The 18,187-nt window shown below is 56.7% G+C and carries 15 protein-coding genes; 11 read left to right on the top strand and 4 right to left on the bottom strand.

The features are described 5' to 3' along the window. Position 1 precedes the first annotated feature (1 nt). The 8 genes from ACYZUM_RS17330 to fabF all read left to right on the top strand — a co-directional run bounded on the left by ACYZUM_RS17330 (position 2) and on the right by fabF (position 10,168). Positions 2–1,618 carry a glycosyltransferase gene (locus ACYZUM_RS17330; RefSeq protein WP_473060911.1) on the top strand — a complete coding sequence of 539 codons (1,617 nt, stop codon included), beginning with the start codon at positions 2–4 and terminating at the stop codon, positions 1,616–1,618. Between the two features lie 11 nt (positions 1,619–1,629). Then, a complete protein-coding gene (locus ACYZUM_RS17325; protein ID WP_367085301.1) occupies positions 1,630–2,886 on the top strand; it encodes a glycosyltransferase family protein in 1,257 nt (418 codons plus the stop codon). Between the two features lie 122 nt (positions 2,887–3,008). Continuing rightward, on the top strand, positions 3,009–4,013 hold the full coding sequence (locus tag ACYZUM_RS17320; protein WP_473060910.1) for an acyltransferase family protein: 1,005 nt from the start codon (positions 3,009–3,011) through the stop codon (positions 4,011–4,013). Between the two features lie 287 nt (positions 4,014–4,300). Next, positions 4,301–5,332 carry an MraY family glycosyltransferase gene (locus ACYZUM_RS17315; RefSeq protein ID WP_473060909.1) on the top strand — a complete coding sequence of 344 codons (1,032 nt, stop codon included), beginning with the start codon at positions 4,301–4,303 and terminating at the stop codon, positions 5,330–5,332. 93 nt (positions 5,333–5,425) lie between these two features. Beyond that, positions 5,426–7,420 carry a polysaccharide biosynthesis protein gene (locus ACYZUM_RS17310; RefSeq protein WP_473060908.1) on the top strand — a complete coding sequence of 665 codons (1,995 nt, stop codon included), beginning with the start codon at positions 5,426–5,428 and terminating at the stop codon, positions 7,418–7,420. Positions 7,421–7,530: 110 nt separating this feature from the next. Next, positions 7,531–7,866 (top strand): ComEA family DNA-binding protein, encoded by a 336-nt coding sequence (locus ACYZUM_RS17305; RefSeq protein ID WP_041069434.1) that lies wholly within the window; start codon positions 7,531–7,533, stop codon positions 7,864–7,866. 212 nt (positions 7,867–8,078) lie between these two features. Then, positions 8,079–8,876: an SDR family NAD(P)-dependent oxidoreductase gene (locus ACYZUM_RS17300; RefSeq protein WP_222018740.1), complete on the top strand. Its 798-nt coding sequence runs from the start codon at positions 8,079–8,081 to the stop codon at positions 8,874–8,876. A gap of 17 nt (positions 8,877–8,893) precedes the next feature. Next, positions 8,894–10,168, top strand: coding sequence for a beta-ketoacyl-ACP synthase II (fabF, locus tag ACYZUM_RS17295; RefSeq protein ID WP_198759137.1), 1,275 nt, complete (start codon positions 8,894–8,896; stop codon positions 10,166–10,168). Here the strand turns inward: fabF and ACYZUM_RS17290 are convergent. From ACYZUM_RS17290 to eat, 4 genes are all read right to left on the bottom strand, one after another. Continuing rightward, positions 10,165–10,722 carry a TetR/AcrR family transcriptional regulator gene (locus ACYZUM_RS17290; protein ID WP_108183421.1) on the bottom strand — a complete coding sequence of 186 codons (558 nt, stop codon included), beginning with the start codon at positions 10,720–10,722 and terminating at the stop codon, positions 10,165–10,167. The genes fabF and ACYZUM_RS17290 overlap by 4 nt on opposite strands. Positions 10,723–10,879: 157 nt before the next feature. Beyond that, positions 10,880–11,047, bottom strand: coding sequence for a DUF2897 family protein (locus ACYZUM_RS17285; RefSeq protein WP_003226857.1), 168 nt, complete (start codon positions 11,045–11,047; stop codon positions 10,880–10,882). Between the two features lie 147 nt (positions 11,048–11,194). After that, positions 11,195–12,166 carry an IS110 family RNA-guided transposase gene (locus ACYZUM_RS17280; RefSeq protein WP_473060907.1) on the bottom strand — a complete coding sequence of 324 codons (972 nt, stop codon included), beginning with the start codon at positions 12,164–12,166 and terminating at the stop codon, positions 11,195–11,197. 327 nt (positions 12,167–12,493) lie between these two features. Further along, positions 12,494–13,858: an ethanolamine permease gene (gene eat, locus ACYZUM_RS17275; protein ID WP_007963671.1), complete on the bottom strand. Its 1,365-nt coding sequence runs from the start codon at positions 13,856–13,858 to the stop codon at positions 12,494–12,496. A 400-nt stretch (positions 13,859–14,258) separates the two neighbouring features. Here eat and kdpF point away from each other — a divergent pair, with 400 nt between their 5' ends. From kdpF to kdpB, 3 genes are read left to right on the top strand one after another with little or no spacing between them, the layout of a single operon-like run. Next, positions 14,259–14,348: a K(+)-transporting ATPase subunit F gene (gene kdpF / locus ACYZUM_RS17270; protein WP_007963673.1), complete on the top strand. Its 90-nt coding sequence runs from the start codon at positions 14,259–14,261 to the stop codon at positions 14,346–14,348. 8 nt (positions 14,349–14,356) lie between these two features. After that, positions 14,357–16,051 carry a potassium-transporting ATPase subunit KdpA gene (gene kdpA / locus ACYZUM_RS17265; RefSeq protein WP_041069451.1) on the top strand — a complete coding sequence of 565 codons (1,695 nt, stop codon included), beginning with the start codon at positions 14,357–14,359 and terminating at the stop codon, positions 16,049–16,051. Positions 16,052–16,061: 10 nt separating this feature from the next. Then, entirely contained in the window at positions 16,062–18,119 is a 2,058-nt protein-coding gene (gene kdpB, locus ACYZUM_RS17260; protein ID WP_174377164.1) for a potassium-transporting ATPase subunit KdpB, read from the top strand. Positions 18,120–18,187 lie beyond the last annotated feature (68 nt).

The following is an 18,187-nucleotide window of genomic DNA, read 5'->3' as shown; positions in this document are numbered from 1 at the left end:
AGTGGAAAAGCTACATTGGTCCGTTGATTCGTTAGTACTGCGGAACCAGACTTATTTTGGATTTGGCTGGGCTTTTCACGAAGAGAAGGTGATCGTAGGCGTTAAACTGGCGGTCAAGACCAAAAATGGCTCTTTTCAAGCAATTCCAGCTAGCTACGGAAATCCGAGGGAAGATGTCTCCTCTCATTTTTCCGGCAAGCAAAATGCCTTGCATTCCGGTTTTGTAATGTATGGTAGTTGTAAAACCGATGCCGAAAGTGGTAATAACTTATTTCTTTTGATTGAGTTTGCCGATGGTACTTCGATAGAGCTTCCTGTCTCGGTTTCTTCGCTGATTTCTTTAGAGAAAACGTCAGCCAATGCGTTGCCATTGGCGAAACAGTTTTGGGCGTTTTTCAAGCGTGGCTTGTCGTTGATTAGGCAGTTGAAGTTTAAATTGTTGGTCGAGAAAATCCAGCGATATACTCGTAACCGTCCTTCGGGTTCGTTAAATGATGTGTCTAACGCACGCGATCAGTTGGGTGTCACGGGCTCGCAATCCTCGGTCCTGATTATTGATCATGATCTGGGTGGCGGTGCCAACCATTATCGCGAACGCCTGGTCGCAGAAAAAATTCAGGAAGGGAAAGTTGTTTATATTTTCAGCTTTCATATTGCCACATTGTCTTATGTCCTCATGGTCAGGAAAGGCGCGACGAGTGAGACATTGTCGATTCCCGGCTACGAGTTTTTGATCGAGCTGTGCAAGTCGCTGAAGATTGACGAGATCGTCTACAATACGGGCGTTTCATTTGCACGCTCGGAAGAGATCCCACAACTTATTATTGAACTGAAAAAAGAGCTCAATTCAAAATTGCTGTTGCTGGTCCACGATTTTTTCATGGTGTGTCCTTCACACTTCCTGATCGATGACACCAACAAGTATTGTGGTATTCCCGACCTTCGCAAGTGCCAGTCGTGCTTGTTGAATAACCACAACGGTTTTACTTCGCTGTTCAGTGCTCGAGATATGCATCAGTGGCGAGCGCTGTGGGGAACTGTCCTCAGTGTTGCGGATGAGGTGCGTACCTTTTCCACCAACACGCTGGAACTGCTGTGTAAGGCCTATCCATCTATTGATTTGTCGCGTGCCGTGGTCAAGCCGCATATGGTTGAATACATCGATTTTGGCGAAGTGAAACCTTCCCAGACCTCCGAACTCAGAATCGGGGTGGTGGGGCAGATCGGGCTCCATAAAGGGGCTCAGATTGTCCAGCGTTTGTCTGAAGAGATCATGAGTCAGCAGCTTGACATCAAGATTGTCATCATCGGTTCGATCGAGACGCAGTGTGATGCGTCGGTGGTTACACAAACCGGCCACTACAAGCATGACGATCTGGCAAAATTGATCGAATCTTCGGGCGTGAATGTCATGCTGTTCCCGTCCATTTGGCCAGAAACGTTCTCTTACGTCGTCCAAGAGTTGATGGAAATGAAATTGCCCGTAGCCAGTTTTGATCTAGGGGCACCCGCAGAACGTCTTGTCAGCTATCAAAAAGCGCTCATACTCAAGAACTTCGACGTGCCGTCAGTTCTGAGTGAGCTGGTAATGTTTCATAAAAGAATTTATTCGGTTTAGGAGTATTGGAAATGACTCAAGTGCACGTTTTCACCAGCGCGGCATTCAACTACATTCCGAAAGTGAGGATGTTGTTCAATTCGCTGCGTGAGCACCATCCAGAATGGCGCCTGCATTTGGCTCTGGCTGATGAGTTGCGTGACAATATTGACCTGAGCAGCGAGCCTTTCGATGAGGTCATTCCTCTCAGCGAATTGAATATTCCACACTGGAAAGCCTGGGCGTTCTGCCACACCATCGTTGAGCTTGCCACTGCCATCAAGCCATTCACTTTGTCACGACTGCTCGCGTTGCCGGATACCGCCAAAGTTATCTATCTGGATCCGGACACCGTCGCCTTCTCGCGCCTGGATGACATAGTTGCTGCACTTGATGAATCCAACGTCGTGTTGACGCCACACCAGATTACACCTGAGTCCAGCCTTGCCGCGGTGATGGACAACGAAATCTGCAGCCTGAAGCACGGTGTCTATAACCTGGGTTTCGCCGCCGTTGCAGCAACAGATACCGGTAAGGCCTTCGCCAACTGGTGGGGTGAGCGGATTTATCACTTCTGCCGTGCCGACATTCCGAATGGCCTGTTTACCGACCAGAAGTGGATCGACCTGGTACCTGCGCTGTTTGAAGGTGTCGCGATCATGCGCACACCTCGTCATAACGTCGCACCATGGAACCTGACCACCCGTGAAATCACTATTGATGACAACGGGACTTACCTGGTGAACGGCGAGCCTTTGGGCTTTTATCACTTCACCGGTTTTGACAGCGGTGCTCACCGCGTCATGGCAGCAAAAAATGGCGGTACCAACTCGGCAGTCAGCAAGCTGGTTAACTGGTACGACGATGAAACCAAGAAGCTGGCGGAAGATCCGCTTGCCAAAGAAGTGTGGGCCTACGGTCAATACTCTGATGGCACTCCGATCAGCAAGGGCGCCCGCGCTGTTTATCGTGAGCGTATCGACTTGCAGCGTGCGTTCCCGGAACCGTTCGATGCCACCGGTTACAAGGCTTGGTGGGAAACTCAAGGTAAGGTCGAATACCCGCAGTTCCACGACAAGAAGCAAGAAGCGGCAGCGTTGCTCGAGTTCTCGCGAGTGCTGACCCCAGGTTTTCGTGGTGGCATGGAAACCGTGGACTGGTCGCGTCTGGGTGGCCTGCTGAAGCAATCCATCATGAATCCGAGAACCGGTGGCGAGATGGCCAAGAAGGGCTGGGAAGTCCTGCGCAACCAGGGTCTTCGGGGTTTGAAGAATAAGCTCTTGGGTTAATGTTGCACATCGGCTAGCCCCTCATGCGGGCTGGCCGATTTTTTTATTGTCCTGTGTCCTGAGAATGGAATGAAGTCAGATGCACAGGGTAGTTCGACTCACACTGGCTTGATATTGCGATTATGACTACGGAAATTTTACAGCAGCGTCGATCTTTGCATTTTCCCTTGATCGATTTGTTAAGGGGATTTGCAGCTATATCTGTAGTGATTTATCACATCATCGAACACTTCTCATGGAAGGCGTTTCCAGCTGAAGGTATTTTGAGCTGGTTTCGAATTGGCTGGATGGGAGTTGACCTTTTTTTTGTAATTTCGGGTCTGGTGATCGGCCTCGCAGCGTTTTCAGGCATTGATAAGTTCGGTCCGCAAGGGTTTCGCGCGGATTTCATCCGGCGTCGTATCGCCCGGATCGTGCCACTTCATTACCTGACCATGCTCGTTTTCATCGCTTTCATTATGCCTGAGGTCATGTTTCAGGGATTTTGGGCAAATCTGCTTACGCATTTGTTTTTCCTGCATAACCTCTTTCCCGCCTTTCACGGTGCAATAAACGGCAGCAACTGGTCGCTGGGGACCGAGATGCAGTTTTACGCACTGATGGTGGTGGTTTCCCCGTGGCTGTACGTCGCTCGCATCTGGAAAGTGCTGTTTGCGTTTTTGATGGTGGCCTGGGCGTGGCGGTTGGGGACGGTCTGGTTTGTTGAGCCTGATGTAATGGGACCCTTCAAGATCTTTCTGGTCTCTACACAGTTGCCGGGGATGCTGGATGAATTCGCCATCGGTATTGTGATGGCAAAGTTGTTTCGCAGTGACTTGGGGCACAGGATTTTTGACTACTGTCAGAAGCTGCCTGTTGCGCTGGGCGTATGTGCCGTCGCCGCCGCAGTGTTTTATTTGATGCTTTCCATCTATTGGAGACACGCCAGTTTCTGGGATATCCCGGTGATGGTCGTATTGTTCCGAACCTTCATTGCAGTGTCATTTGGCATGATCATTTTTGCTGCCTGCGTGATTACCCAAGCGTCCAGGTCAAGCGCCTGTTGTGGCCGCTCACTTATCTGGGAGAGATCTCCTTCGGCATCTACCTCTGGCACCTTCCTGTGCTGCTTTCGCTCAAGCGTCTGAATTGGCTGAGCTTTGAACAAATTGTAGTGCTGGCTTTGGTGTTGACCATTACGCTGGCGTCCGTGTCCTGGCATTTCTTTGAGCGTCCACTGATGCAGAAATATGCCCGTTCGACTAAGAAAGTGTCGGTTCAGGAGTCTGTGCCGCAAGTGGAAAAAGCCGCTGTATAGGGGGCTAAAGGTAAATGTGTTTCCAGTAACTGTTTTCTTTGCACATATCAGCGAAGTCACAATTACTGCGAAACACAGTGTCCTTGGTCGACGAGAATTACAGGGTGACGGGTTGTGATGGATTATTATTTTTTGTGGATGCTGTTGATCCTGGTCATGTCGTTTGCACTGACCCTTTACTTGCGTCATTACGCGCTGCACCGAAAACTTCTGGATGTCCCCAATTCGCGTAGTTCCCACACAGTACCGACTCCACGTGGTGGTGGTGTGGCGTTTGTATTGACGTATCTTGTATTTCTGACACTTGCGTGGTTTTTCTCAAAGGTCGATAGTTCGACGCTTATGAGTAGCGCGGGAGCAGGGGCGCTCGTCGCAATAATCGGCTTTATCGATGACCATCGCCATATAGCTGCGCGTTGGCGCCTGATCGGGCACTTCACAGCGGCCGTGTTGGTCATTGCTCCACTCGGTCCATTTCCAACGATCACGGTGGCGGGTTTTGCGATCGATATCGGGGTAATCGGACTGGTACTGTCTGCCGTCTATCTGGTCTGGATGTTGAATCTCTACAACTTCATGGATGGCATCGATGGAATCGCCGCAGTCGAAGCGGTGACAACCTGTCTGGGGATGGTTTTCCTGTACAGCATAACGCAGCATTTGGAGCTGATCCTGGCGCCGTTGTTACTCGCCACCTGTGTCGCTGGCTTTCTGATTTTGAATTTTCCACCTGCGAAGATATTCATGGGCGATGCTGGCAGTGGCTTCCTGGGCATTGTGTTGGCCGGACTTTCGCTTCAGGCCGCATTCAAGCAACCCGAACTAATCTGGCCGTGGTTGATCCTGATGGGAGTGTTTATCGTTGACGCGACATTTACTCTTTTGAGGCGTTTGCTGCGGGGCGACAAAGTGTATGAGGCTCATCGTTCGCATGCTTATCAGTTTGCCTCTCGTCAGGTGGGTAAACATCTGCCGGTTACGCTATGCGTAGGATTTATTAATCTTTTCTGGTTGCTGCCCATTGCATTCTGCGTTGTGCGGCTTGATTTTCCGGGGCTGGCCGGCGTGGTGTTGGCTTATGTTCCGTTGGTACTGCTGGCTATTAAATATCACGCCGGTGCACTCGAAGGCGCCACTCAAGCACCATGACAATGGCGCATCCGGCTGACGGGTGCTGTATTCTTCAGGGATATTGCCTGAGTCGTGGACTTAGTATCGAAAGTTGATGAGAACGAAAGCATTATGGATAGATTTCGGGCTTTGTTACTTGGGTTACCTCGCCGCAAGAAAAGGCTGATTCAGGTAGCCACCGATGTCGTACTCGTTTGGTTGGCGCTTTGGCTGGCCTTCATTGTGCGCCTTGGTGTCGACGATATGTACAACCCTCTCAGGGCGCATTTTTGGCTGTTCGTATCAGCGCCGCTGATCGCGATTCCGCTCTTCGTGCGTTTTGGCATGTATCGGGCAGTCATGCGCTACTTTGGCAACGATGCCTTGATCGCTATCGTCAAGGCCGTGAGCCTTTCGTCGTTGATTCTGGCCCTCGTGGTGTTCTGGTACAGCAATCACGAAGCCGTTGTCCCGCGCTCCATCATCTTCAATTATTGGTGGTTGAGCCTGGTCATCATCGGCGGTCTGCGCTTATTCATGCGTCAATACTTTATGGGAGACTGGTTTACCGCAGCGCAGCACGTCCCCTTTGCCAGTCGTGATGACGGCCTTACCAAGGTTGCGATTTACGGTGCCGGTGTTGCCGGCAATCAATTGGTGGCTGCACTACGCATGGGCCGCGTCATGCGCCCGGTCGCTTTTCTTGATGATGATGCAGGTATTGCCGAGCGTTCCATTTCGGGGCTTCAGGTCTACAAACCCAAGCATATCCAGCAGATGATCGACATGACGGGGGCGCAGGAGATTCTTCTCGCGCTGCCATCGTCGACCCGTGCTCGGCGTAGGGAAATCCTCAATATGCTGGAAGGTTTCCCGCTCCATGTTCGCAGCGTACCCAATTTCACCGATTTGGCCAGTGGCCGAGTCAAGGTCGAGGATATCCAGGAGGTCGACATTGCCGACTTGCTGGGACGCGATGCCGTGCCGGCACAGCCCGATCTGCTTGAACGCTGTATCAAGGGGAAGACTGTCATGGTCACTGGGGCTGGGGGGTCGATCGGTGCCGAGTTGTGCAGGCAGATATTTTCGCTAGGCCCGACCACGCTTCTACTGTTCGAACACAGTGAGTTCAATCTTTACAGCATTCTTTCCGAGCTGGAGCCGCGTTGCACCCGTGAATCAATTTCTGTGCGCCTGCTGCCCATCCTTGGCTCCATCCGCCATCAGGACAAATTGCTTGATGTGATGAAGACCTGGAAGGTTGATACCGTTTATCACGCGGCTGCGTATAAACATGTGCCAATGGTTGAGCACAACATTGCCGAAGGCGTATTGAACAATGTCATTGGTACATTGAACACTGCCCAGGCCGCGTTGCAGTCCGGCGTGTCGAACTTTGTACTGATCTCGACTGACAAGGCCGTTCGTCCGACCAATATCATGGGCAGTACCAAACGCCTAGCGGAGCTCACACTTCAGGCCTTGAGTCGTGAAGTTGCGCCGGTGTTGTTTGGCGATAAGGCGAACGTGTCGCGTGTCAACAAGACCCGCTTTACGATGGTGCGTTTCGGCAATGTGCTGGGATCGTCGGGTTCGGTGATCCCGCTGTTTCACAGCCAGATCAAGTCAGGCGGCCCGCTGACGGTTACCCATCCCAAGATCACTCGCTACTTCATGACGATTCCGGAAGCCGCGCAGTTGGTGATTCAAGCTGGGTCCATGGGGCAGGGCGGTGATGTCTTCGTGCTGGACATGGGGGAACCGGTCAAAATTGTCGAGTTGGCAGAAAAAATGATCCACCTGTCGGGCTTGAGCATTCGCTCCGAGCGCAACCCTCAGGGGGATATTTCCATCGAATTCACTGGCTTGCGGCCAGGTGAAAAGCTCTACGAGGAGCTGTTGATCGGCGACAACGTAGCAGCAACACCCCATCCGATGATCATGACCGCCAACGAGGATCACCTTCCCTGGGATGTACTCAAGGCGCGCCTGCACGAATTACTCGTCGCAGTCGAAAAGGATGATTACTCACGAGTGCGCCAGTTGCTGCGCGAAACTGTCAGCGGCTACACCCCGGACGGCGAAATCGTCGACTGGATCTATCAACAACGCCGTCTTGAACCCTGATTGTTTCACATCCTGTAATAGACGCATTTTTGACACCCGCCAACCATCGCCTAAGTTTGGAGAGCAGCTTCGGAAAAGCTGCTTTCTCAATCGATGATGGAGCGTCATTTATGCGTAACGGTTTTTTCTACTCCCTGGTTTTTGCTTTGCTCACCAGTGCTTCAATCGCTGTAGTCGCGGCACCTGCCGTCGTCCCGAACACGGATAATGCAACGATGGTGAGCGATAACGTGACATTGCCGTCGAGTGAAAAGGTCGATCTCAACGGTGCCGACGCAGCCACTCTGCAAAAACAATTGGCCGGAGTTGGCGAGACAAAGGCCAAAGCGATTGTTGCGTATCGTGATGCTAATGGGCCATTCGCCTCGGTGGATGAGTTGCTGGAAGTGAAGGGCATCGGCAAGGCGATCCTCGATCGCAACCGCGACAAGCTGGAAGTGAACTAAGCTGATTATTCAACGCCAAGGGGCCGGTCATTGACCGGCCTTTCTGCTTTCTGGTGGCAGAGATGCGACAGAGGGAGCGCCGTCGCGTCCGTCGGCGAGCTGAAAATTATGGGTATCATATTGTCTTGAGATTATGCCTATAATAATTTCCGTCACCTCCAGGCAAGTGAGCGTTGGAGGCCTATCTCCCAATATGTTTCAGGAGCGCTCTCATGAGTTCAGTCCAGTCTCAAGGTACGGCCGTCGTCACTGGCGCATCGTCCGGTATCGGTGCCATCTACGCGCAGCGGCTGGCAGCGCGTGGTTTTGATTTGCTGTTGGTGGCACGCGATCAACAGCGTCTTGAAAGCGCTGCGGGCGAATTGCGCGAAGCGCACGGTGTAAAGGTCGAAGTGCTCAAAGCCGACCTGACGCAAAAGGACGATGTCCTCAAACTCCAGCAACGCCTGCGCAGTGATTCAGGCATCACGCTGTTGGTGAACAACGCCGGGGTCGCAGCCGATGGCTTACTGGCCAACTCCGATGCCGAGCAACTGGAGCGTCTGATCCAGTTGAACGTCACCGCCGTAACGTTGCTGGCCTCGGCAGCCGCCGCCAGTTTCGCCAAGGCCGGACGTGGCACGATCATCAACATCGCCTCGGTGGTGGCGCTGTTTCCGGAGCGCTTCAATGCCACCTACAGCGCGAGTAAAGCCTACGTGTTGAGCCTGACTCAATCGCTCAACGCCGAGCTCGAAGGTACTGGCGTGAAAGTGCAAGCGGTGCTGCCCGGGGTTACCCGCACTGAAATCTGGGAACGCTCGGGCATCGATGCCAGCGGTATTCCGGCAGAGATGGTGATGGAGGCTGGCGAGATGGTTGATGCGGCGCTGGCCGGTCTGGATCAGGGCGAGTTGATTACTATCCCTTCGTTGCCGGATGAGGGGGAATGGCAGGCCTTCGTGCGCGCGCGGCATGTCATGGCACCGAATCTGTCGCGCAGCTCCGCGGCCCAACGCTACAAAAATTGATCAGAGGTAACTGCGGTATGAGTCAGCGTCGAATTGTTGTCACCGGTATGGGCCTGGTTTCGCCTTTGGGCAGTGACGTCGAGAGGGTCTGGCAGCGCTTGCTCGCCGGGCGCTCGGGCTTGCGCAATTTGCCGGACGCGGTGAGCGCAGACTTGCCGACCCGGGTCGCCGGGATGGTGCCCATGGCGGCGGAAGACGTCGAGGCCGGTTTCGATCCGGACCTTGCCACGCCACCCAAGGAACAGAAGAAGATGGATCGCTTCATCCTGTTCGCCATGGAAGCGGCACGCCAGGCCCTGCTTCAGGCAGGATGGCAGCCGTCCGAGGCCAAGGAGCAGGAGCGTACCGCGACGATCATCGGCTCCGGTGTTGGCGGGTTCGGTGCAATAGCTGACGCTGTACGCACTACGGACAGTCGTGGTCCGCGTCGTCTGTCGCCGTTCACCATCCCATCGTTTCTGGTCAATCTGGCGGCCGGACATGTGTCGATCCAGCACGCTTTGAAAGGCCCGCTCGGCGCACCGGTGACTGCTTGTGCTGCCGGGGTGCAGGCGATTGGCGATGCTGCGCGGATGATTCGTGCCGGTGAAGCGGACATCGCGGTTTGTGGCGGAGCGGAAGCCTGTATTGATCGGGTCAGTCTGGCCGGTTTTGCCGCGGCGCGGGCGCTGTCCAGTGGTTACAACGACACCCCCGAACGTGCCTCACGACCGTTTGATAGTGGTCGCGATGGTTTCGTGATGGGCGAGGGTGCCGGGCTGCTGGTGATCGAATCGCTGGAGCATGCGCTGGCACGCGGTGCGCAGCCGTTGGCGGAGCTGGTCGGTTATGGCACCACTGCCGACGCCTATCACCTCACTGCCGGGCCGGAAGATGGCAGCGGTGCGCGACGGGCGATGCAGTTGGCGTTGGCTCAGGCGGGTGTCGCGCCAGAGCAGGTGCAGCATCTCAATGCGCATGCGACCTCAACGCCGGTGGGCGATCTTGGTGAGTTGGCAGCGATCAAGGCGCTGTTCGGTACGGAGAATAAAATCGCCGTGACTTCGACCAAATCCGCCACCGGGCATTTGCTCGGCGCTGCCGGCGGACTGGAAGCGATCTTCACCTTGTTGGCCATCCGCGATCAGGTCGTCCCGCCGACGCTCAACTTCGAAAATCCGGATCCGGCGAGTGCGGGTGTAGACATCGTTCATGGTCAGGCACGGTCGATGCCGATCGAGTATGCGCTGTCCAACGGTTTCGGTTTCGGCGGGGTAAACGCCAGTGTGCTGTTCAAGCGTTGGCAGGCTTAGTCCTGCGATTGCTTGAGGTGGTCGCGCGTGACGTCGAGGATACGCTGGGCAAGCTCGGCGTCAGCGACACTGCGTGACAGCAAGAGCGCGCCGACCAGTGTCGACATGATGACGATGGCCCGGTCGGCGCTGTTATTGCCCTCAAGGGTGCCTTCGATTTGACTCAGTCGGGCATTGAGTACCGCATCACTGGTCGGGCTTGGCTGGCCGCGCAGACCCAGCTCTGAAGAAATGGTCAGCAGCGGGCAGCCTTCGTGCGGGGAGGTCTGATGCCATTCGGAAAGATAAGTGTCGATAAATGCCTGCAGCGGCTGTTCCTGAGCAAAGATCTCGGCGCACAGTCCATCGACTTGAGCGCTCGCCTCCTGCAAGGCTTTTTCGACCAGTTCGTCCTTGGATTTGAAGTGCGAATAAAAGCCGCCGTGGGTCAGCCCCAGTGCTTTCATCAAAGGTTGCAGGCCGGTAGCACCGATGCCGTCTTTGCGAAATCGCGCCGAGGCTTCCTTGATGATCCGCTGATGGGTTTGAGCTTTATGATCTTGCGAGTAACGCATGTGGAACTCTCCGCAACAAGACCACCATCTTAACCAAGGTAAATGAAATGGTGACTGTACTTCTACTTCTTAAAAGCGTGCGGCTGAGTCCAACATGATCCTTAAGGGATACGCTCCACAAAAAACAAACCCCGCCTGATCCGGCGGGGTTTTTCGTTCAGCGATCCTGCGCGTCCTTGATGTCCGCTTCGGCGTTGCGCTGCGCAACGCGCTTGCGTTCCTCATCGGTCAGTTCAACCTTGTTGGCGGTGTCGCGCAACATCATCAATCCGCCAACGATCGAGCCGATTGCAACGACCAGAATCAACCAGGCATACCAGGGCATAACGGCTCTCCTTAATGGCAGCTTGGCGGGCGAGGGTTCGCCAGCGACGCTGCATACCACTTATGAGCGAAATGACTTCGCAGTGGTTCCATTCTAGGCCCGATATCCAAGCCGCACCTTAATTCCCTGTAGATACCGTCTTGCCCCTCACCGGGCAAGTGCCAATTTCGGGTCAAATGGTTGGCCCGATTTGAGCACTCCGTAGACTAAGTGCAGCAACTTGCGCATGGCTGCACAGATGATCTGTTTGGAGGCCTTGCCATTGGCCTTCAAGCGTTCCTTCATGGCGATGATCGCCTCGTTGTGCCTCAGCGCTACCAGGCCTGGCATGTACAGACCCGCCCGAACGCGAGCCGAGCCGACCCTCGAAATAATCGTTCTGCCTTTGAGTTTTCCTGACTCCTGCAGCTTAGGGTTCAACCCTGCAGCAGCGACCAGTTTGCGAGGGTCGTCGTATTTGCGCAGGTCGCCCAGCTCGGCCAGCAGCCGCTCAAGGGTTTTCTGCCCGATACCGTCGATGGTCACGATCAAGTCGCGCATCTGGCTCATGTCCGGATCATCATCAATGTGTTTCTTGATCGCTTTGTGCGTTTCAGCGATCTCTTTTTCGATGTGGCGCAGAACGGAGTTGATCGAGTCTTTGACCTTTTCGTCGGACACATCCAGACGATTGAGCTCCATCTGCTCCATTTCCTGAAGATCATCCAATCGACGCACCATCGCCTTCAGTTGGCGGTATTTCAGTGGCTCCGGAGCCCAAAGCTGAAGCTTTTCAGCCTTTTCCCGAGCAAAATCAGCGAGCAGTTTGGCGTCGCTTTTATCGGTTTTGATCCGGCGCAATTCGCTGTCGGCGTAAGCATGGGTCGTGGCCGGATTGACGACACAGACCCGGTAACCCTTGTTGTAGATGAACTCGGCAAGTTCCAGGTGATAGACGCTGGTGGCTTCCATCACGATCAAGGCTGTAGGCTCGACCTGCTTGTTCAACCAAGCTTCAAACTCTTTGAAACCCTTCGCGTCATTAGGCAGCTTGGCCTTGGTTTTGTGCTTACCGTTTGGCAAGTGCGTGGCGATATCAAAGGTGTTTTTAGCGATATCGACACCGACGAAACTGGACATGAGTGTCTCTCCATTGATCCGTTTTCGATCATCACTGCACTCTGTCCAACCTTGCGAATGCGAGCTCTCGCCAGAGACGGGCCCAAGATACCGTTCGAACTATATGAGTGAGTGTGGAGGGCTGGAGCACGATCTACATCACAGGCAAAAAGCCTAAGGAGCTGCACGGCTTCCAAGTCCCTCCCTCGATGATCAGTCGAGAACTATCGCTCCTGACGAAGCGATAGTCGAGATACAAGGAGCTGCCGAAGGCTGCGATCTTTTGACTTTGCTTTTTCAAAAACAGGATCAAAAGATCGCAGCCTTCGGCAGCTCCTACATGATGGGTTATCGCCCCGTCAGCATGGCATCGGCCGGAGCGTCAGCGCGCAGTTGCCCGGTCAGCAGGAAGTAGCCGAAACCGACTGCCATGAAGCCAAGGAAAATCAGCCCGATCAGCGCATTGAACCAAGCCATGGCGATCAGGCACACCACCGCCAGCACCAGCGCGATCAGCGGAATCAGCGGATAGCACGGCGCACGGAAAGTCCGCTCGAGATTGGGTTCGGATTTACGCAGCTTGAACAGGCTGAGCATGCTCATGATGTACATCACGATCGCGCCGAACACGGCCATGGTGATCATCGCCGCGGTAAGGGTCATGCCGCCGAGGTTGATCAGACCGTCGCTGTAAATCGCGGCGATGCCGATGATGCCGCCGGCGATGATCGCCCGGTGCGGGGTCTGGAAGCGCGAGAGTTTCGCCAGCGACGCCGGCAGGTAACCGGCGCGGGCGAGGGCGAAGAACTGCCGCGAGTAGCCGAGGATGATCCCGTGGAAGCTCGCCACCAGACCGAACAGGCCGATCCACACCAGCATGTGCAGCCAGCCGGAATTGTCGCCGACCACGGTCTTCATCGCTTGCGGCAGAGGGTCGTTGATGTTCGCCAGGGTGCGCCAGTCACCGACGCCGCCCGCAAAGAACATCACGCCCATCGCCAGCAACACCAGGGTCAGGATCCCGCTGATGTAGGCCTTGGGGATCGTGCGTTTGGGATCCTTGGCTTCTTCGGCAGCCATCGCCGCGCCTTCGATGGCGAGGAAAAACCAGATCGCAAATGGAATCGCGGCGAACATCCCGGCAATCGCTGGCGGCCCGAACACATCGGAGCCGGCCCAGCCGTTCAACGCAAAACTGCTGAAGCTGAACGCTGGCGCGACCACGCCCATGAACACCAGCAATTCGATCACCGCCAGCACGCAGACGATCAGTTCGAACGTCGCCGCCAGTTTCACCCCGAGGATGTTCAGGGTCATGAACACGATATAGGCGCCGACTGCCGCATGTTTCGGATCGAGCGCCGGAAACTGCACATTCAGATAAGCGCCAATCGCCAGGGCGATCGCCGGAGGGGCAAAGACGAATTCGATCAGCGTGGCCAGTCCGGCAATCAGTCCGCCTTTTTCACCGAAGGCTCGGCGGCTATAGGCGAACGGCCCGCCCGCATGAGGAATCGCGGTGGTCAGTTCGGTGAAGCTGAAGATGAAGCAGGTGTACATCGTGGCGACCATGAAGGAGGTCACCAGAAAACCCAGCGTGCCGGCGACGCCCCAGCCGTAACTCCAGCCGAAGTACTCGCCGGAAATCACCAGCCCGACGGCGATGCCCCACAGGTGCAAGGTGCCCAGCGTGGGTTTGAGTTGTGTGTTCATGCGCATGCTCCCTGAACGGTTTGGAAAGCTCGGGGGAGGGCGTTTGCAGTGGGCGTGCCATTGCTGTGAGTCAGGTCGTAAAGCGCTGAAAGCTGTCGTATCGGGGATGTCCGCGGCTGGATGAGTGTTTTTTGTGCGCCAGTTGGGTGCGATGCTGGCAGTTATGCCGTCTTCGCGAGCAGGCTCGCTCCCACAGGGGAATGCATTTCAAAAATGTGGGAGCGAGCCTGCTCGCGAAGAGGCCCGCCAACACGACGCAAAACCTCGCTGTAACGCCAGCATAAACCCACTCTTTACGCTTTCTTTATGCCTCGCTGCACCCCTCGGTCTCGTTCCTTTACAGCCTCCTTTCCGACAATGCCTCCACACGCGGCAATACGCCGTAACACGGAGATCTTCCATGAGCGTTCTGGACGGGGTGTCCCTGCTGTTGGCAGCCGGGCTGTTCATTTATCTGTTGGTTGCGCTGTTGCGCGCGGATCGGAACTAGGAGCGGCTATGCACAGTTATGACTATTGGCTGATCCTCGCGTTTTTTGCGGTGGTCTTGCTGCCGGCGCCGTTCCTCGGGCGCTTTTACTACAAGGTGATGGAAGGTCAGCGCACTTGGCTGACACCGATCCTCGGCCCGGTCGAGCGCGGTTGCTATCGGATTGCCGGGGTTGATCCGCAAGCTGAACAGAGCTGGCAGAAGTACACGCTGGCTTTGCTGGCGTTCAATCTTGCCGGTTTCCTGCTGCTGTTCGCGATTCTGTTGTTTCAGGATCACTTGCCGCTGAACCCGCAAAACCTGCCAGGCCAGGAATGGACCCAGGCGTTCAACACCGCGGTCAGTTTCATGACCAACACCAACTGGCAGTCCTACAGCGGTGAAGCGACCCTCAGCTACCTGAGTCAGATGGTCGGCCTTACCGTGCAGAACTTCGTCAGCGCTGCCACCGGTCTGGCGGTGCTGGTTGCGTTGTGCCGTGGCATCGGGCGCAAGTCGGCCAAGACTCTGGGCAACTTCTGGGTCGACATGACTCGCGCCACGCTCTACGGCCTGCTGCCGCTGTGCCTGCTGCTGGCGCTGTACCTGGTATGGCAGGGCGTACCGCAGACCTTCGCGCAATATGTGAACGCAGTGACGATGCAGGGCGTCGATCAAGTGATCCCGCTCGGCCCGGCGGCCAGCCAGATTGCGATCAAGCAACTGGGTACCAACGGCGGTGGCTTCTTCGGCGTCAACTCGGCGCATCCGTTCGAGAACCCGACCGCGTGGAGCAACCTGTTCGAAGTCGCTTCAATCATCCTGATCCCGGTGGCGTTGGTGTTCACCTTCGGTCATTACGTGAAAGACCAGCGTCAGAGCCGCGCGATCATCGCCTGCATGCTCGCACTGTTCCTGATCGGCGGCGCGACGTCGCTGTGGGCCGAATATCAGCCAAACCCGGCGCTGAACAACGTTGCTGTGGAGCAGACCGCGCCGCTGGAAGGCAAGGAAGCGCGCTTCGGTACCACCGCCACCGTGCTGTGGTCGGTGACTACGACTGCGGCGTCGAACGGTTCGGTGAACGGCATGCACGACAGCCTCAACCCGCTCAGCGGCATGGTCGCGCTGGTCAACATGATGGTCGGCGAAGTGATCTTCGGCGGCGTCGGTGCCGGGCTCTACGGCATGTTGCTCAACGTGTTGATTGCAGTGTTCCTCGCTGGCCTGATGATTGGCCGCACCCCGGAATACCTTGGCAAGAAACTGCAGGCGCGGGAAGTGCAATTGCTGGTGGTGACCTTGCTGGTCATGCCGGTGGGCGTGCTGGTACTCGGCGCGATCGCCGCTGCTCTGCCTGGCCCGGCGGCGACCATCAGCAACCCCGGCCCGCACGGTTTCAGCCAGTTGCTCTATGCCTACACCTCGGCCAGCGCGAACAACGGTTCGGCGTTCGGTGGCTTGAGCGCCAACACCCCGTTCCACAACCTGATGCTCGGTCTGGGCATGTTGATCGGTCGCTTCGGCTACATCCTGCCGGTACTGGCACTGGCCGGCAGCCTGGCGATGAAGAAAACCGCACCGATTGGCCAGAACAGCTTCCCGACCCACGGGCCACTGTTTGTGACGCTGCTGACCGTGACCATTTTGCTGGTGGGCGGCCTGACGTTCTTGCCGACCCTCGCATTGGGCCCAATCGCCGAACATCTGAGCATGGGCTTCTAAGGAGTCAATGATGAATATGCCCGCAATCAAACCCGCCGCCGTGAAGGCGCCGGAACAAGCGAAAACCGCGATCTCGGCCCTGTGGCGTCCGGCGCTGGTGCAAGCTTTCGTCAAGCTCGACCCGCGCCAACTGGTGCGTTCGCCAGTGATGCTGGTGGTCGAACTGACGGCGATTTTCACCACCGTGCTGTGCTTCATCCCGGACAACGTCGTGCCGACGTTCGTCGCCGCGCAGATTGCCCTGTGGCTGTGGTTCACGGTGCTGTTCGCCAACTTCGCCGAAGCCTTGGCCGAGGGGCGCGGCAAGGCCCGCGCCGATAGCCTCAAGGCCGGCAGCGAAGGCCTCAGCGCGCGGCGCAAACTGGCCAATGGCAGCTTCCAGGTCGTGCCTGCCGCCAACCTGCGCAAAGGTGATGTGGTGCGCGTCGAAGCGGGGGAGATGATCCCCGGTGACGGCGAAGTCATCGAAGGGATCGCGGCGGTCAATGAAGCGGCGATTACCGGTGAGTCGGCGCCAGTGATTCGCGAGTCCGGCGGCGATCGCTCGGCGGTCACCGGCAACACGCGCCTGGTGTCCGACTGGTTGCTGGTGAAGATCACCGCCAACCCCGGTGAGTCGACCCTCGACCGCATGATTGCGTTGGTCGAAGGCGCCAAGCGCCAGAAGACCCCGAACGAAGTCGCGCTGGATATCCTGCTGATCGGCCTGACCCTGATCTTCCTGCTGGTGGTAGTGACCCTGCAACCGTTCGCCCACTTCGCCAATGGCAGCCTGCCGCTGGTGTTCCTGGTGGCGCTGCTGGTCACGCTGATTCCGACCACCATCGGAGGCCTGTTGTCGGCCATCGGTATTGCCGGGATGGATCGTCTGGTACGCCTGAACGTGATCGCCAAGTCCGGTCGCGCCGTGGAAGCGGCCGGTGACGTGCACGTGCTGCTGCTGGACAAGACCGGTACCATCACCTTCGGCAACCGTCGTTGCAGCGCGGTGTATGCCGCGCCGGGCGTGAGTGGTCGCGAGTTGGCCGAAGGTGCGTTGTTCGCCTCGCTGGCGGACGAAACCGCCGAAGGCAAATCCATCGTCGAGTACCTGCGCGGTCTGCACCCGCAATCCGAACCAGCGCTGGATACCTTGATTGCCGTGCCGTTCAGCGCGGAAACCCGCCTGTCCGGTGTCGACTATCAGGGCCGCGTATACCGCAAGGGCGCCGTGGATTCGCTGCTGGCGTTCCTTGGTCAACAACGCTCCGATCTGGCCCCGGCGCTGTCGCGAGAAATCGACAAGATCGCCCAGAGTGGCGGCACGCCGTTGCTGGTCTGCGCCGACGGCAAGCTGCTGGGTGCGATCCACCTCAAGGACGTGGTCAAGCCAGGCATTCGCGAGCGTTTTGCCGAGCTGCGCAAACTGGGGATTCGCACGGTGATGGTCACCGGTGACAACCCGTTGACCGCTGCGGCCATCGCGGCTGAAGCGGGCGTCGATGACGTGCTCGCCGAAGCCACCCCGGAGAAGAAACTGGCGCGTATCCGCCATGAGCAGAACGACGGCCGTCTGGTCGCCATGTGCGGCGACGGCGCCAACGACGCCCCGGCGCTGGCCCAGGCTGACGTCGGCATGGCGATGAACGACGGCACACAAGCCGCGCGCGAAGCGGCGAACATGGTCGACCTCGACAGCGACCCGACCAAGCTGCTGGACGTGGTGCAGATCGGCAAGGAGTTGCTGGTGACCCGTGGCGCGCTGACGACGTTTTCCATCGCCAACGACGTGGCCAAATACTTCGCGATTCTGCCGGCGCTGTTCGCCGCGATTTATCCGCAACTGGGCGTGCTGAACATCATGCACCTGACCAGTCCGCAGAGCGCGATCCTCTCGGCCATCGTGTTCAACGCCCTGATCATCGTCGTGCTGATTCCACTGGCATTGCGCGGCGTGCGCGTGCAGGCGGCGAGCGCCGCGGCATTGCTGCGACGCAATCTGCTGATCTACGGACTGGGCGGGATTCTGGTGCCGTTCGTGGGGATCAAGGCGATCGACATGTTGCTGACGGCGCTGCATCTGGTGTGATCCATTCGCGAGCAGGCTCGCTCCCACAGTTGCAATGCGGTCCCCTGTGGGAGTCAGCCTGCTGGCGA

Source organism: Pseudomonas sp. m6p (genome assembly GCF_055760375.1).
The sequence above is the reverse complement of the archived record's forward strand: the minus strand, read 5'-3'. Positions and strand labels throughout refer to the sequence as shown.

What these genes read in the sequence shown, in the direction of transcription:
- ACYZUM_RS17325 (WP_367085301.1), top strand. Translation starts at nt 1,630, where the DNA reads ATGACTCAAGTGCACGTTTTCACCAGCGCGGCATTCAACTACATTCCG.
- ACYZUM_RS17320 (WP_473060910.1), top strand. Translation starts at nt 3,009, where the DNA reads ATGACTACGGAAATTTTACAGCAGCGTCGATCTTTGCATTTTCCCTTG.
- ACYZUM_RS17315 (WP_473060909.1), top strand. Translation starts at nt 4,301, where the DNA reads ATGGATTATTATTTTTTGTGGATGCTGTTGATCCTGGTCATGTCGTTT.
- ACYZUM_RS17310 (WP_473060908.1), top strand. Translation starts at nt 5,426, where the DNA reads ATGGATAGATTTCGGGCTTTGTTACTTGGGTTACCTCGCCGCAAGAAA.
- ACYZUM_RS17305 (WP_041069434.1), top strand. Translation starts at nt 7,531, where the DNA reads ATGCGTAACGGTTTTTTCTACTCCCTGGTTTTTGCTTTGCTCACCAGT.
- ACYZUM_RS17300 (WP_222018740.1), top strand. Translation starts at nt 8,079, where the DNA reads ATGAGTTCAGTCCAGTCTCAAGGTACGGCCGTCGTCACTGGCGCATCG.
- fabF (WP_198759137.1), top strand. Translation starts at nt 8,894, where the DNA reads ATGAGTCAGCGTCGAATTGTTGTCACCGGTATGGGCCTGGTTTCGCCT.
- ACYZUM_RS17290 (WP_108183421.1), bottom strand. Translation starts at nt 10,722, where the DNA reads ATGCGTTACTCGCAAGATCATAAAGCTCAAACCCATCAGCGGATCATC.
- ACYZUM_RS17285 (WP_003226857.1), bottom strand. Translation starts at nt 11,047, where the DNA reads ATGCCCTGGTATGCCTGGTTGATTCTGGTCGTTGCAATCGGCTCGATC.
- ACYZUM_RS17280 (WP_473060907.1), bottom strand. Translation starts at nt 12,166, where the DNA reads ATGTCCAGTTTCGTCGGTGTCGATATCGCTAAAAACACCTTTGATATC.
- eat (WP_007963671.1), bottom strand. Translation starts at nt 13,858, where the DNA reads ATGAACACACAACTCAAACCCACGCTGGGCACCTTGCACCTGTGGGGC.
- kdpF (WP_007963673.1), top strand. Translation starts at nt 14,259, where the DNA reads ATGAGCGTTCTGGACGGGGTGTCCCTGCTGTTGGCAGCCGGGCTGTTC.
- kdpA (WP_041069451.1), top strand. Translation starts at nt 14,357, where the DNA reads ATGCACAGTTATGACTATTGGCTGATCCTCGCGTTTTTTGCGGTGGTC.
- kdpB (WP_174377164.1), top strand. Translation starts at nt 16,062, where the DNA reads ATGAATATGCCCGCAATCAAACCCGCCGCCGTGAAGGCGCCGGAACAA.